13 protein-coding genes are annotated in these 14,441 nt (G+C 64.9%); 9 read left to right on the forward strand and 4 right to left on the reverse strand.

Going from position 1 to position 14,441, the window contains the following annotated elements:
- Nucleotides 1-62: 62 nt before the first annotated feature.
- The 3 genes from ACQ1RG_RS11315 to ACQ1RG_RS11325 form a co-directional block, all read right to left on the reverse strand.
- Nucleotides 63-629, reverse strand: a complete 567-nt coding sequence (locus ACQ1RG_RS11315) for a hypothetical protein (protein ID WP_009375091.1) — start codon at nt 627-629, stop codon at nt 63-65.
- Between the two features lie 275 nt (nt 630-904).
- Nucleotides 905-1,432: a hypothetical protein gene (locus ACQ1RG_RS11320; protein ID WP_063250967.1), complete on the reverse strand. Its 528-nt coding sequence runs from the start codon at nt 1,430-1,432 to the stop codon at nt 905-907.
- A 54-nt stretch (nt 1,433-1,486) separates the two neighbouring features.
- Nucleotides 1,487-2,521: an IS30 family transposase gene (locus ACQ1RG_RS11325; RefSeq protein WP_009381402.1), complete on the reverse strand. Its 1,035-nt coding sequence runs from the start codon at nt 2,519-2,521 to the stop codon at nt 1,487-1,489.
- Between the two features lie 465 nt (nt 2,522-2,986).
- On the opposite strand from ACQ1RG_RS11325, the gene ACQ1RG_RS11330 reads away from it, so the two are divergent.
- Both ACQ1RG_RS11330 and ACQ1RG_RS11335 read left to right on the forward strand, forming a co-directional pair.
- On the forward strand, nt 2,987-3,940 hold the full coding sequence (locus tag ACQ1RG_RS11330; RefSeq protein WP_009375094.1) for a cytochrome c oxidase assembly protein: 954 nt from the start codon (nt 2,987-2,989) through the stop codon (nt 3,938-3,940).
- A 355-nt stretch (nt 3,941-4,295) separates the two neighbouring features.
- A complete protein-coding gene (locus tag ACQ1RG_RS11335) occupies nt 4,296-6,830 on the forward strand; it encodes a DUF222 domain-containing protein (RefSeq protein WP_430600127.1) in 2,535 nt (844 codons plus the stop codon).
- Nucleotides 6,831-6,902: 72 nt separating this feature from the next.
- Here the strand turns inward: ACQ1RG_RS11335 and ACQ1RG_RS11340 are convergent, their stop codons facing one another.
- Complete coding sequence (locus tag ACQ1RG_RS11340) at nt 6,903-7,481, reverse strand: HhH-GPD-type base excision DNA repair protein (RefSeq protein ID WP_009375099.1); 579 nt, start codon at nt 7,479-7,481, stop codon at nt 6,903-6,905.
- A gap of 217 nt (nt 7,482-7,698) precedes the next feature.
- Here ACQ1RG_RS11340 and ACQ1RG_RS11345 point away from each other — a divergent pair, with 217 nt between their 5' ends.
- From ACQ1RG_RS11345 to ACQ1RG_RS11375, 7 genes are all read left to right on the forward strand, one after another.
- Nucleotides 7,699-8,034, forward strand: a complete 336-nt coding sequence (locus ACQ1RG_RS11345; RefSeq protein ID WP_009375101.1) for a hypothetical protein — start codon at nt 7,699-7,701, stop codon at nt 8,032-8,034.
- Between the two features lie 89 nt (nt 8,035-8,123).
- Nucleotides 8,124-8,432 carry a YchJ family protein gene (locus tag ACQ1RG_RS11350; protein WP_144587878.1) on the forward strand — a complete coding sequence of 103 codons (309 nt, stop codon included), beginning with the start codon at nt 8,124-8,126 and terminating at the stop codon, nt 8,430-8,432.
- 193 nt (nt 8,433-8,625) lie between these two features.
- Nucleotides 8,626-9,096, forward strand: a complete 471-nt coding sequence (locus ACQ1RG_RS11355) for a DUF2087 domain-containing protein (RefSeq protein WP_119297227.1) — start codon at nt 8,626-8,628, stop codon at nt 9,094-9,096.
- Nucleotides 9,097-9,409: 313 nt separating this feature from the next.
- A complete protein-coding gene (locus tag ACQ1RG_RS11360; protein WP_167560804.1) occupies nt 9,410-9,919 on the forward strand; it encodes a phosphoribosyltransferase in 510 nt (169 codons plus the stop codon).
- A 10-nt stretch (nt 9,920-9,929) separates the two neighbouring features.
- A complete protein-coding gene (locus tag ACQ1RG_RS11365; protein WP_063250964.1) occupies nt 9,930-11,240 on the forward strand; it encodes a carboxylesterase family protein in 1,311 nt (436 codons plus the stop codon).
- A gap of 427 nt (nt 11,241-11,667) precedes the next feature.
- Nucleotides 11,668-13,809, forward strand: coding sequence for a DUF7507 domain-containing protein (locus ACQ1RG_RS11370; RefSeq protein WP_430600128.1), 2,142 nt, complete (start codon nt 11,668-11,670; stop codon nt 13,807-13,809).
- Nucleotides 13,810-13,837: 28 nt separating this feature from the next.
- Nucleotides 13,838-14,440, forward strand: a complete 603-nt coding sequence (locus ACQ1RG_RS11375) for an alternate-type signal peptide domain-containing protein (protein ID WP_430600129.1) — start codon at nt 13,838-13,840, stop codon at nt 14,438-14,440.
- Nucleotide 14,441: the final 1 nt, after the last annotated feature.

A 14,441-nucleotide genomic window follows, 5' to 3' on the forward strand; every position in this document is an offset into this window, starting at 1 on the left:
TTGGGGCGGTGGTTGTGCCTGGGGCGGGGCACGCGTAGCTAACGCGGGGAAGGCCGCCGAAGTCACTGACAGTCGGGGCCGTCGGGATTCGTCGCGCAGTCCTCGTCGACGAGATAACGGTGGAATCGGTAGACATCGATCGCCAGCTCGTTGCTCGCCACGTAGGCATAGCCGTCGATGGGAATCCACGGGCCGCCGTCGACCGAGAACTCACCGCTGAAGGTCGTCGTCATGCTGACAGTCGTCGGGCCGACCTTCTGGAAGTCGTGGCCGATGACCGGGTCGTCGCCGGGTTTCGGCTTCGATCCCTTCTTGGTCGTCGTCGCGCCGGTGCCGTCGCCGAAGTCCCAGTTGTACTTTTCGGGTGTGACTTTGACCGTGACGGCGTAACCGAGGAGAGTCATGTCGATGTAACTGACATCGGCGTCGGTCCAGAACGCCGCGGGTTTGCCGATGACCGCCCAGTCCTTGGGCCATGCACTGATCTTGGGTGCAGGGATGTCGAACGTTTGGAACTGTGATTCGGGGATCTCGGTCGGCGGTTCCGGCCGAGCAGGACCCCCGCCTCCACCGCCGCCACCTGGCGGATCGGGAAGGTCCGCGCAGATGTAGCCGAGCTCTTCGTACACGCAGTCCGGCGGTCCGCTGCCGCCCCCACCGGAGCCCCCTCCGCCGCCAGAGCCGCCGCCTCCGCCTGAGCCGCCGCCACCTGAGCCGCCCCCGCCACCACCCCCGGAGCCGCCGCCGTCTCCCGGGCCGGGAGGGGCAGGGGGAGCAGGAGGCTCAACAACACTGCAATCTCGACCTACCATCGATCCACAATCGGGACCAGATGCTAGTGCTGCGGCTTGCGACGTCGTGACTACTACCACGATCAAGCACCAACCGAGAAAGAGTTTGAGACTCAGCCCTTTTTGCATTCCTTGCTCCGCAAGTACTGGTTGGCGATCTTCCACGTGCCGTCTTGATTGTCTGCAATATGTTGCATCGTCAATGCCTTAGGTTCCAACGAGGGAAGCGGGTCGCCTTTGTTGACGACACTCCACTCCGAATCGCGATTGCAAAAGAGGATGCTGACTTTAGTTGGCGTGTCAACGTCTTCAGGAATCGTCACGCTTTCTATCTGTACGTCGTAAAATCCATACTTTCCTGCCATGTATTGGTTATTTGATCGCATCTCCTCCGCATCCGTTTTCAATGACTCCAACGACCCGCCTCTTGCGAACTTCTCGGCTTGACCGAGATTCTCTCCACCCGATGCAAACACCTCGTTGATGGTCTCTATGTACCCATCGAACGCCACCAGCGCCCCTTCCACCGCTTCTTTCTCCTCGTCGGTGAGGTCGAGGTCGGTGGTGTACTCGGGAACGGATGGCGAACTGGCCGATTCGGACGGTTGTGGCGCTGGGAGCGTCGACGTGGGCGCGCTCACCGGAGAATTGTCAGCACATGCCGTTGTGAACGCGCTCAGGGCGACGAGGCGATGTCAAGGCGTCGAAGCAACATGGGGCTCGCCGGCGAGCAGTCGAGCGAATGCCTCGGTGGGCGTGAGATAGCCCAGTCGGCGGCGGGGTCGATTGTTGATCTCCTCGGCGATGGTGGTGAGGTAGGGCTGGTGATCGGGGATCACCGTGCCCTTGGGCAGATACTCCCGGTAGAGCCGGTTCGTGTTCTCGTTGCTGGGCCTCTGCCAGGGCGAGTGGGGATCGGCGAAGTAGACCGGCATCGCCGTGGCCAGGGAGACCTTCGCGTGCTGGGCCATCTCGCTGCCCTGGTCCCACGCCAACGATGCCTTCATCATCTCGGGCAGGTCGTTGAAAAACTCGATGACCGCGTCAGCGGTTGGCTCGGCGTGTTTCGAGGGCAGGGCCAGCAGCCCGGTGAACCCGCTCATCCGCTCCACCAGCGTCGCCGCGCACGAGGTGCCGTTCTTCCCGATGATCAGGTCACCCTCCCAGTGCCCCGGCACCCGACGCTGGGCGGCGTCCTCACCTCGCTCCGCGATCGGGACCATACCTACGATTGGGCCACCGCGCGTCCGCCCGGTCGTACGTGGTCGGCGCTTGGTCCGCTTGGACTGCAGGAAGATGCCCTTGCGGGCGAGCTCACCCTTCGGGATTGCGTAGATGTACTGGTAGATAGCCTCACCGGAGACGGTTCGGCCGCGTGCGTCAGGAGAGTTCGCCATGCGTTCAACGGTCGGGTCTGTCGCCTCCAGACGCAACCGGCCCGCTATCTCGTTCGGCGTCCAGGACGCGGCCAGGTCGGCGTCCACCCTCGCCTGCAGCACCGGATCCCCCGCGACCTTCCGCTGCTGCGGGCGAGCTCGCCGACGCTGCGCTCTGACGTCTGCGGTCACGGCCTGGTAGCCGCGGGTCTTCGTCGAGTTCCGGTGAAGCTCCCGCGAGATCACCGACGGGCAACGCCCCAGGTGACGGGCGATCCTCCGCACCGACCAGCCCGCTTTCGAGGCCGCCGAGATCTCCGACCTGTCGCTGAACGACAACCCCACCCGCGCCATCTGCACACTCCACCGATCAGACCCCCGCCGACCGGGAGTGTTGCTTCGACGCTATGACACCACCCGATCCCAGCGATTGCAATCGACGCCCGACTGCGGCGTATTCCACGCGCGCGAGGTAACCAGGGTCGACGAACGGGTGTAGCGAATCCGGTTCTCATTCCACGCCTCTGTGGTCCGTGATTCCGGCACCGTCACTGTCCGGGTGCCCGGGAGCACCACATTATGCGAGTTCCCGCCGATTGAGAACAGATGAAGTTGAATCTGTGGATAACCCGCGCACGAGTCGAAGGGGCCCAACCGCCCGTTGCACCTCCCACCGATATGGCAGGCGCACGACGCCTCGCGACAAGAGCACGCGGCGACGCGCACAGCTCCGGGGAGTAATCTTGACCGAGGACATGGCCGCTGTGCGAGCGTCACGAGCGTGCGCACAATCCCTGCAAGATTGGTATCACCTGAACAATGACCGACCTGACGTGGATCCCGACTGAAGCCCCTTCGCTGAGCGCATTCCTCGGCTTCGACCTACAGCCCATTCCCGTCATCCCCGTCATCGCCGGGCTTGTCGCCCTCGCCTATACCTTTGGCTGGATCCGCCTGGCTGTGCAGGGTCGGCCGTGGCCGGCATGGAGGGGAATCCTCTTCCTCCTCGGGTGTGCGCTGCTCGCCGCGACGATGGGCCTTGCGATCGAGGGCTACGGCCAGGTCATGTTCTCAGTCTTCATGTTCCAACAGATGACGCTGATGATGGCGGTGCCGCCGCTGCTCCTCCTCGGCGCTCCAGGTACGCTGCTCCTGCGGTCGACGCCGCGCAATCTTCCCGGCCGGATGGTGCTCAAGACGGCGATCTTCGGACTGCGGTCATGGCCGGGCAAGGTGATCGTCCATCCGCTGTTCTCGATTCCGCTCTTCCTTGTCCTCTTCTACGGCCTCTACCTCTCGAACGCGGCGAGCTGGGTCTTCAACCAGGGGATCGGCGTGCACATCGCGCTCGAGCTCGTCTTCCTCTTCACGGGAATCGTCTTCAACGCGACCCTCATCCCCGCCGATCCGCTGCCAGTTCCCGAATCCCACGTCGTCCGCATCTTCCACTCCTTCATGGAGGCAGGCCTCCATGCGTTCTTCGGCGTCATCGTCATGATGGCGACCCTTCCGTTGGTCGATCGTTTCGCCCAACTCCCGCCGAGGTGGGGGATCGACCCGATGGAAGACCAGAAGCTCGCCGGTGGGATCGCGTGGGCCTACGGCGAAGGCCCTGCCGTTCTCATCCTCCTCATCATCCTCATCACCTGGTTCCGGCAGGAGTCGAAGAACAACGAGATCCGCGACCGCTCAGTTGCGGAGCACGGTGACAAGGAGCTCGACGCCTACAACGAGTACCTCAAAGGACTCGCGCGTGGAGAAGAGCGGGGCTGAGGCTCCGCTGGTCGTGTTTTGCCCCGGTGTCATCACCGGCGCGTAAGATCACCCCCAACCAGGCCGAACCCGCCGCGTCGATCAGCTGCAACCAAGCCGAACCGACCGCGTCGATCGGCCTCACGCCCCAGCCGACCGGGGACCACTGCTAAGGCGTTCGGAGAGTCACCGCGCACATTCGCCCCTGATCAGAAGCGCAGACCATCACACACCCAGCAAAGTTGAGAACAAGAAGAGTTGACGAGGGATTCGAAGCGCATAGAACAGTAGTCAAATAGTCGAACAAAAAACAAAGAAAACCATTGACAACGCCGAAATAGGTGTATAATAGGAGCATCAACACCGACGTTGATGAATGGACCAGGAGGCCATGACTCTCACCCCGGACCGCACCCCGAAGAAGCCGAAGCGACACGCTCCGACTCCCTCGCAGAATGCGCCCGGGCCCGATGAGACGTCGACGAACTCCCGCAGGACACCCGCGGCTGATGGTCCACGTGACGAGGCGATCAGCGAAGAACTCCAGTCACTGCGCGACCAACTCGCCCAGGCCGGATTCGACCTCACCGGACACCCCCTCGCCGACGACTTCGACGCCCTCGACCCCGTCACCACCAACACCCCGGTCCCCGAGGACCCCGCATTCGACTACTTCTCCACGATCGATGACTCCGATATCGACCTCTTCGGACCTCGCCGAGACAACGGCGGAGAAGAGACGGGGGAGTGGCCCGGCGATGCTCCCTCACAGGACCCCGAACACCCGATCCCAGACGACACCGCCCATCCCGGCGACCTGCCCGCGACCGCCCGCAATGGCCAGTCACAGCGGGTGCCGTCGACTCCCGCGAACTCAACCAACACCCCTGGGCCCCTCCCGTCCGGCTCATTGATCCCGCAGTCTCCTGATGACTCCAAAACGTCGGTTCCCGTCGACACCCCCACCACGGACACCCCGGAGACTGTCGGCACAGGCACCGTCGAGACGGCTGATGCTCCTGGGTGGGTGAGTCGCCACCCTCTGCTCACTGACACCGCGTGGGCGGACCTGTCGGGGTTCGCTCCGGAAGTCACGACCAGCATCACCACGCTCATGGACTTCAGCACCGGGTTGCGCTCCTTCGACCGGCCCATGGGCCCGGATGAGGCTCTCCTGCTCATCGATGGCACCGAGGCCCTGTCCCGGATCACCGAGGCGCTTTCCACCCTGGCCCTGTCGGTCTACGAACGTGTCGGAACACCAACGGACACAGGTGCCAAGGACACGAAATCCCTCATCCGCGACCGGCTCAACCTCACCCCGACCGAGGCGAACCGGCGGGCCGAGTTGGCGAAGAACCTCGGGGGCAGGGTCGATACCACCGGGCAAGCCCTGCAACCGTTGTGTCCGGAAGTCGCCGATGGCCTCCATGCGGGCATGCTCTCGGCAGGGCAGGCGAAAGCCATCGATGACTGCCTTGATGACCTGCCCGCCTGGGTGTCAGCCGAGCAGCGGGCCGATGTGGAGAAACGCCTCGTCGACTATGCACCCCAGGTGCGGGTGAAGGATCTGCGGGGGATCTTCGATCGGATGCTTGCCTATATCGACCCCGACGGGGCCAAACCTTGTGAGGAGACCCCGCGTACGGACTATTCGGTGACGGTTCGGCCCAAGCGCAATGGGGACTGGGTGCTCGGGGGACTGCTCGACCCGGTGTCCGGGGCGGCATTGAACGGGTTGCTCACCTCCCGCATCCACTCAGTCACCCTCGACGGTACCGCCGGCGGTGCCGGTGTCGGTCACAGCAACGCTGACGCAGACCAGGGCGACGCGCCTCTGGCAGGAGAGGATGCTTCGAAGACCGCGCCCCCCGGGTGCTCCGGCGCATCGACAGACGGCAGTAGTGCTGCTGGGGGCCAAGATGCGCTCTTCGAGATCGTCGATCAGGTCCTCCATGGGGACCTCCACGATGCGCCCCTGTCGATCCCGCAGGCACCCCCAGACTGGGCAGTCCCGCCTGCCACCGACGACGCCCACATGCTCGGCAACGGTGACGGCGACGGCATCCCGGGCGGCACGGGTTCTGCCACTTCGGCCGGAATCACCGATCCGACCAACACCACAGGCGGCGTGGCTTCCGGTTTCCCGGTTGGTGTTGGGGTGCGTGAGGACGGTACCCCGGTCGACCTCACCGGGCAGCGGCCTTCGGCGCGGGCGTGGATCTATGAACGCTTCGCCACCCTGATCTCTCGGATCAGCATGGACCAGGCCGGTACCGGGTCGCCTTACGCTCTCGTGGTGACCGCGACCGCTGAGGACCTCGCTCATCGGACTGGGGAGGGCACGACCGGGGTCGAGACCCCGATCCCGATCGACGAACTGGCCACGAACGGGCTCAACGGGGACGTGTTCTTCCACCTCATGAGTGAGACCGCGCACACGATGCAGGTGATGACGGAGAAACGGTTCGCGAACAAGAAACAGGTCGCGGTCATCACCGCCCGTGACAAGGGGTGTACGTTCCCCGGGTGTGATGCGCCCCCGGGGTGGTGTGAGGCCAATCATGTGGTGCCCTGGGCCAGGGGTGGGAAGACGACGATCAACAATCTGGCTCTGGCCTGCAGTGCCCACCATCACCTGTTGGATCGCTGCGACTGGGAGATGCTCATGCTTCTGGATGGGCGTCCGGCGTGGAGACCACCGGCGTCGGTGGATCCTGCCCGACGACCACTGTTGCATCCGCGGTTCCTGGCCGAGGAGATCATCGCGTCTCTCTTCGACGACCACCCTGACGAGTCCGGGCCCAGCATGGAGAACTCCGACGGTCTCGCGGCGGAGTCCGTGGATGAGCGCAACAGGGCTGACGGGGACGAGGCCGGCAGTAAAGACTGGCCGGACGCGGCTGGGTGAGAGGGCACAGCCCTGCCTGCAGTCGATTCTGGGCACAGCCCGGTCCCCAGGGGAGTGCCGGTCAGTGTCGAACTATTTCTTCGCTGCTTTCGCTGCGGCCTTGGCCTGCTTCTTGAACGCCCGGACCTCCTGGAGGGTGTCCTCGTCGACAACATCAGCGATCGAGCGGCGACTGCCCTCGGTGCCGTAGTCACCAGCGGCCTCACGCCACCCCGACGCCTGCAGACCGAACTGCTTGCCGAGGAGAGCGAGGAAGATCTTCGCCTTCTGCTCCCCGAATCCCGGGAGCTTCTTCAGCCGCTTGAGCACCTCGGCACCCGTCGGATCCCCGCTCGTCCAGATCGCTGAGGTATCGCCGTCGTAATCATCGACGATCGCCTCGGCGAGCTTCTGCACTCGCGCCGCCATCGACTTTGGGAACCGATGCACAGCCGGCTTCTCGGCGAACTTCTCGAGGAACTCATCCGGGTTCATCTCAGCGATCTCATGCACATCGAGCTTGCCGAGTCGGTCGGCGAGCTTCGCCGGACCTGCGAAGGCGACCTCCATCGGCACCTGCTGGTCAAGGAGCATTCCGGTGAGCAGGGCGAAGGGGTCATCAGCGAGGAGTTCGTCGGACTTCGGATCACCTGAGAGAAAGACGGTAGTCATCTCCCCATATTCGCATGTCCCGTGGCGACCCGCCATTGTCCGATTCGCAACATGGGCAGCCGGCGGCCGTGACCGCGGGTCTGGCAGATCGCGATTCGATCGAGCTCGACTTTTTTGGGAGGACAACCTCGACTTTCCCTGCGAAGAGAACTCTGCCGCTTCCGGCCGAAGAGGCATAAGGTGGACTCGCAACCGACGCGAGAGAGGGCGGCGTGACATGAGTGAAGCGGTCGAGTACTTCGAAAGCGAACAGAACGACAACCGTGTCAGCACAGGGGTCTACAGGCTCAGGCTCGAGGTGCGAGAGGACGAGGACTTCGCCCAGAAGGGCATGGTCGAGATGACCGAGGACGGCACAGAGCTCATGCCGCGAGAATTCGTCGTCCACTATGAGACTCGCGAAGATGCCGACGATGCCTACAGCCGGATCGCCGAGGTGCTCGGCGACGACGAGACCATCCACTTGGAGAAGCGCAACGGCACCGGGCAGTTCACTGAGTGGATCCAGCTCGAGCCCGAAGACTTCTATGTCGACCCCGGTTCGGACAGTTGAGGTAAGACGCGTTGATGATCTGCCCGTGCTCGGGAATGCCCCCAGGAGCCAGCTTCGAAGACTGCTGCCGGCCCGCCCTTGATGGTCAAGTGTGGCCCACCACCGCCGAGGCGCTCATGCGTTCGCGCTTCACCGCCTTCAGCCTGAAGAACGCCGACCACCTGTTCCGCACGTGGCACCCTCGCACGCGACCGACCGATCTCGGAGTCGACGACCTGGTGACATGGACCCGACTCGAGGTTCTCGGCACGACCGCCGGCGGCGAAGACGACGGCACGGGAACGGTCCACTTCCGTGCCCACTATCGAGACAGCCTCGGCGAACACGTGCTCGAGGAGAACTCGTCGTTCGCCCGTCGCGCGGGCCGTTGGCTCTACCTCGGACCCGCCGACGGGTGAACGACGCTCCAAGCGCTGGCGCAGCCGCTATACTCGGACCCAGTGGCGCATCCGACGCCCAGCCGCGGTCTGACACCCCAGCCTGCAGACCATTCGGCGAAGGGGAGCGAATCCTCGGATCGTCCTGTCAGTGGTGAATTCCTGACCGGGCATCGAGCTGGGGCGAAGCTCGGTCGAGCAAGGATCGACCACGATGACCAAGAACAGCGACTTCAAGAGCCTCATCCGCGCCCGCATGGCCGAGACGGGGGACAACTACACGTCCGCTCGCGCGGCACTGCTCACCGAGAACCTCGTGAGGCAGACGGAAGCGCCGGACCTCGAAGCCCAAGCCGCCCTCGAGCGCTACAAGAACAAGGTCCGCGCGACCTTCGTCAAGGACGGTGCGTTCACCGCCATTCCCACCAAGCGCCGTGCCCTCGTCGTCCTCCTCCTCGACATCCGCGCGAGCCTCGACGCGGACCGGGTCTATACGGAGAAGGAACTCAATGCGCACCTGGGTCGGTTCCACCCGGACTTCGCCCGCCTCCGACGCGAACTCATCGACTACCGGTACCTCGAACGCAACGCCCACACCGGGGAGTACTGGATTGCCGCGGAGCTGCCGGAGAGGCGCGGGTTCATGATCGAGGAGGCAGGAGTACTGGAGGACTCCGTTCGCTGATGCGCGGGCACAGCTGGGGCACCAGTGGGCTCGGATGGCGCGGCTGAACCGCCGTCATGCGTCCCTGGTGAGGGAAGGGTTCCCTCCTGCACTGTCTGAGTCGATCCGGTGAAACGGTGCCGCCGATTCGGATGGCAGTCCGGCCGCTTGGACGCGTATCCTTGGAATCCCGACGGCCCGAATCCCGATGGATCGATCCCCGAGGGACGGAGCCCGTCGGACAGAATCCCGACGGGACGAACCCCGCGGGACCGAACTTCGACGGATCGATCCCCCGCTGGACCGCGAGCCGCTGACCTTAGAAGGAGATCCCATGAGCCAGGCCTACCACGCCGATTCGTCCGACCTCACCGACAAGGAGATCCTCACCTGGGACACCTTCGGACAGTCGGCCAGGGAGCTCGCCCAGACCATCGCCGACTCCGACTACGATCCCGAGATCGTCATCGCGATCGCCCGCGGCGGACTCCTTCCCGCCGGTGCACTGGCCTATGCCCTGGGGCTGAAGCTCTCCGACGCCATCAACGTCGAGTTCTACACCGACGTCGAAGAGACTCTGCCCGACCCGATCCTGCTTGCCCCGATGCTCGACATCGACGCGATCAAAGGCAAGAAGCTCCTCGTCGTCGACGACGTCGCCGACTCGGGTCGCACGCTCGCCCTCGTCCTCGAACTTCTCAAGAAGAACGGCGCCGAGGCCCAGTCCGCGGTCATCTACGCGAAGTCCGCCTCCATCGTCGACCCGGACTTCGTCTGGAAGCGCACCGACCAGTGGATCGTCTTCCCCTGGTCTGCCGAACCCCCGGTTCAGCCCTCGCACTGACCCGCCGAGGATGAGCGCACCCTTCGACATCCCCGCTCCCTGCGGACGGGTACGTGCGACGGTCGACGGCACCGTCGTCCGCGCCCGCGGCATCCGCTATGCGCGGGCCGAACGGTTCGCCCACCCCGTCGACGAACCCGCCGTCGACGTCATCGACGCCACGAGGCCAGGTCCCGCGAGCCCCCAGCACCGGGTCGATCCCAACGCCGACATCAGCTTCGATCAGATCGGCGGACTGAGCACCAGCGAAGACTGCCTGCGGCTGAGTGTGACGATGCCGATCGACACGCCGCTGACCGGAGACGGTCCAAGACTGCCCGTGCTCGTATGGATCCACGGCGGGGCGTACGTCACCGGGGCAGGCGACGCCGAGATCTACGACCCGCACACCCTCGTCGACGAACAGCACATCATCGTCGTCTCCGTCACCTACCGCCTCGGCGTGCTCGGCTACCTGGGCCAGGGCAGACCCGAGCACTCCAATCTCGGACTGCTCGACCAGATCTCCGCGCTTCGGTGGGTGCAGCGCAACATCGCCGCCTTCGGAGGCGACCCAGACAACGTCACCCTCGCCGGTCAGAGTGCCGGTGCCGACGCGTGCGCCCATCTCATGATCGCCGAGGCGACCGACGGCCTGTTCTCGCGCGTGATCATGGCCTCCGCCCCCTTGGGGCTCTCCGGCGGCACCGACTCGATGAACTGGGCCATGGCGAAGGTCGCAGCCCGCATCCCCGACGGCGCGACCGTCTCCGAGATCCTCGCCGCTCAGGACGAGGTGCACAAGGCCGCTCTCGTCGGAGGACTCCACGCCGGCATGTGCTTCGGCGTCCACTACGGCGACTACCCCCTGCCGTCCCGCTCCGAGGCGGCAGCGGCATGGGCGCGGGAGGCGCCGAAGTACGACGTGCTCATGACCCGCACCGAACGCGAGATCGCATTCTTCGCCGGCTTCGTTCCCGCCTTCCACCGCCTCCACGACCGCAGGCTCACCTCGCCGATGCTCGAATCCCTCATCTCGGGCATCACCTCGGCGGTCTACACCCGAGCGGCCAAGGAATTCTACGACCGCCACCGGATGGCCGGCGGTCAGGGTGCCCGCCTTCTCATCGTCTCCCGCGGCGACGGCAGCTTCTTCGACGCCGCCCACTCCGGAGACCTGCCGCTGCTCTTCCCCGGTCCGGTCTGGGACTCGAGCTTCCTCAACTACGGTGTCGCCGCCGAGGTGGCCGGCCCTGAGCTGCGGAGGATCTGGGGCCGTTTCGCGACCTCGGGATCCCTTCCGAGGATCGCGGTTCCAGGACTCATCGACATCCTCGGGTGAATGACAGACGCACAAGTTGAGGTCCCCGGACGATGAGGGATCGTTTGTCGACATCCTCGGGGGAGTGGCAGCGTCAGGACGACACAGCTGAAGTGTTGAGCCGAACAGAAGAGAGCGCGTGATCGTGGCGACTTCACTCTGAGCGCCGTGTACTCTGAGGTGTCGCACGTGGAAAGACGGCTTGCCCGACCACAGACGCTGAGCTGATCGTCTCGCGAAAGGGTGCCCTTCTCACTCAGTCGCAGTTGGGCGGACACCGGCATTGAATGCGGGCATGAGACAACCGGTCCCCGGGGACCGTACCCAACGCCGCACCCAACGCCGAACCCAACACTTTCCCAACGCCGAACCCATCCATTCGGCCAGGGTCGAAACGTCCGCAGATTCCTAGACTCGAACCGTTGCTTCATGCTGTTCGAGGAGATCGTTGAGAAACCCGCAGAAGAACCGGCTCACCCGGGCCGGGATCACCATCGCCGCCGTCCTGATCACCGTATTCTCCATCGTCCCCGCAGCACAGGCGACATCCCCCTCCGAGGCCCCCATCCCCGCTGAGGCCCCCACCTCGGCACAGAACCTCGCCCAGGCAGAGCCGCCTGCGACCGGCGATGTCCCGTCGAACAAGGACAGCGCGCCGACCGACGGCGAGACCCCGGCGAAGGACGATGCTCCGGCGAAGGGCGATGCTCCCGCGAAGAGCGACGCGTCAGAGGGGAAGGACTCTCCGGAGAGCGGCAGACGCGCCACATCCCCGAAGTCCGTCGCGCCTCAATCGGTTCCCAGCGCCTCCGGCGACAACGCCGTCATCACCGTCAAGGTCGGCGGTGACCGGACCAGCGAGACCACCGTCAACGGACTCCAGGGCGTGAAGCTGCGCCTCTACTCTGACCGCTCAGGAAGCATCGGCAGCCCGCTCAGCGAGACCTGGGCGTCATGCACCTCCGACCGCGACGGCGACTGCTCGTTCACCGTTCCCCAGACCAACCGGAAATGGGTCTGCTCGCTCCTCGTCTTCTGTGGGTGGGAGAACCAGGCCAACCGCGACAAGCGATTCTGGGTCGTCCAGGAATCCGCTCCCGAAGGGTGGAGCGCCAACGACCGCCTCATCGTCGGCACCTCATCGAACCACTCGAGCGAACGCTACGCCTTCCGCACCGGAACAGAGCTGCGCAATGGACAGACATACCGCTCGGGTGACCAGTTCATGAACACCGGCCGCCGCAACATCACGACGAATTCGACGGGCACCTGGCAGAACACCCGCCGCAACCCCGCCCTGCAGGTCTCATGCTCGGCCGGCCTCCGTGTCGCCCTCGTCCTCGACCTCTCAGGTTCCGTGTCGAACTCCGGCGCCCTGGGCACCCTCAAGGACGCGTCGAAGGGTATGGTCGACGCGCTCAAGGGCACGAGCTCGTCGATGGCCCTCTACACCTTCTCCAATGACTCGCCGCGCAGCAACACCGACGACGGCCGCAACTGGCCGTCGATGTCGATCGACCCAGGCAGCAACGCCGAGACGATCAAGTCCCGCATCGACGCCTACGCCACAGGCGGCGGCACGAACTGGGACAGCGCGATGTGGGAGGTCGCCAACACCGCAGACCCCTACGACCTCGTCGTGGTCGTCACCGACGGCATGCCGACCTACTCGATCAACAACACGAGCAACGCCGACTCCAACGGCTCGACCACCAGTTTCGACGAGATCGAATCAGCAGTCTTCTCCGCCAACGCCGTCAAGGCCAAGGGCAGCCGTGTCATGGCCGTCGGCGTCGGTGAGGGAGTCTCGAGCGGCGGAGCCAACCTCGCAGCGATCTCCGGCGGCACGAAGTACACCACCGGCGAGTCGATCAACGACGCCGACTACTTCCAAGCCGGGTGGGAGGAGCTCGCCGACCTCATGGCGAGCATGGCCAAGGGAGCGACGTGCCGTGCCGACATCGAGATCGATAAGAAGACCCTCGCCTACGGAGCCGCAAGCCCGAGCCCCGGCGGTGCGGGATGGACCTTCTCAGCCACCGCCTCGGCGCCGGGAACCCTCGCCCCGGCCCGGCAGCAGACGACCGGGGACACGTCGACGGTCGACTACCAGGTGAAGTTCTCCACCCCGAAGCCCGCAAGCGCCTCGAAGGTGACCATCGAGGAGCTCCTCAGCGACAAGCAGACCGCTGAGGGGTGGAAGCTCGACGGCGCCGAATGCCGCATCAACGGGAAGAAGATCTCCGTGACCGCGGACAGCATCGGCTTCGACGTCACCGCCGGCGACACGGTCAAATGCACCGTGACGAACAAGCAGACGCTCGTACCCGGCATCTCGATCGAGAAGAAGGCGTGGGACACCCCGACCGCAGCGGGACTCGACGGGGCGAAGGAGATCCCTGCCGGTGACTCGGTCCCAGACGGCACGACCGTGACCTGGACCTACCTCGTGACGAACACGGGCAAGACCCCCCTCGACGGCATCACCGTCGTCGACGACAGACTTCCCACTTCCTCGGTGAAGTGCCCGAAGACCCGCCTGAACCCAGGCGAATCAATGACCTGCTCCGCCTCTGGCGCAGTGAAGTAGAACCGAAACACGACAACAGGAGAGAATCGTGAAGAAGCAGACCCTCGGAATCATCGCCGGAGCAGCCGGAGCAGCCCTGCTCCTCGGTGGCGGAACCTTCGCCCTCTGGTCCGACAGCGCCGATGCCGACGGCGGTCAGATCACCGCCGGTAACCTCGACGTCAACGTCACCGAGTCGAAGTGGCAGGACATCTCGGCCGACCGCCCCGACAACCCGCACGACATCGACCTCAAGACCTTCAAGATCATCCCGGGCCACACCGTCCAGGGCACGTACGGCGTCGACGTCGGACTCGAAGGCGACAACATGGTCGCGAAGCTCAAGCTCGCCGGAGGCGGCCAGCTCGAAGGCGCTCTCGCCGAGGGTCTGAGCCTCAAGTACAGCGTTCAGGACGCCGCGGGCAAGGAGATCGCGACCGGTGACAACGCCGGTGTCGAGGTCTCCCTCGTCTCGTCCGACAACACCGCTCCCGGTGGCACCCAGGTGGCAGCGGGCACGGTCGTCGACGGCACCGCCGACTTCAACGTCGTCGTCACCGCCGAATTCGCCAAGGACACCCCGAACCGCGAGCTCGTCCAGCAGCAGGCTGCTCTGGCCGGCTCGAACATCCAGCTCCAGCAGGACCGCTGAG

Source organism: Brevibacterium sp. K72 (genome assembly GCF_050562175.1).
Classification (GTDB): Bacteria; Actinomycetota; Actinomycetes; order Actinomycetales; family Brevibacteriaceae; genus Brevibacterium; species Brevibacterium casei.

Excerpts from the sequence above, each read along its gene's own strand:
- ACQ1RG_RS11325 (WP_009381402.1), bottom strand. The coding sequence starts at position 2,521 with ATGGCGCGGGTGGGGTTGTCGTTCAGCGACAGGTCGGAGATCTCGGCG.
- ACQ1RG_RS11330 (WP_009375094.1), top strand. The coding sequence starts at position 2,987 with ATGACCGACCTGACGTGGATCCCGACTGAAGCCCCTTCGCTGAGCGCA.
- ACQ1RG_RS11335 (WP_430600127.1), top strand. The coding sequence starts at position 4,296 with ATGGACCAGGAGGCCATGACTCTCACCCCGGACCGCACCCCGAAGAAG.
- ACQ1RG_RS11340 (WP_009375099.1), bottom strand. The coding sequence starts at position 7,481 with ATGACTACCGTCTTTCTCTCAGGTGATCCGAAGTCCGACGAACTCCTC.
- ACQ1RG_RS11345 (WP_009375101.1), top strand. The coding sequence starts at position 7,699 with ATGAGTGAAGCGGTCGAGTACTTCGAAAGCGAACAGAACGACAACCGT.
- ACQ1RG_RS11355 (WP_119297227.1), top strand. The coding sequence starts at position 8,626 with ATGACCAAGAACAGCGACTTCAAGAGCCTCATCCGCGCCCGCATGGCC.
- ACQ1RG_RS11360 (WP_167560804.1), top strand. The coding sequence starts at position 9,410 with ATGAGCCAGGCCTACCACGCCGATTCGTCCGACCTCACCGACAAGGAG.
- ACQ1RG_RS11365 (WP_063250964.1), top strand. The coding sequence starts at position 9,930 with ATGAGCGCACCCTTCGACATCCCCGCTCCCTGCGGACGGGTACGTGCG.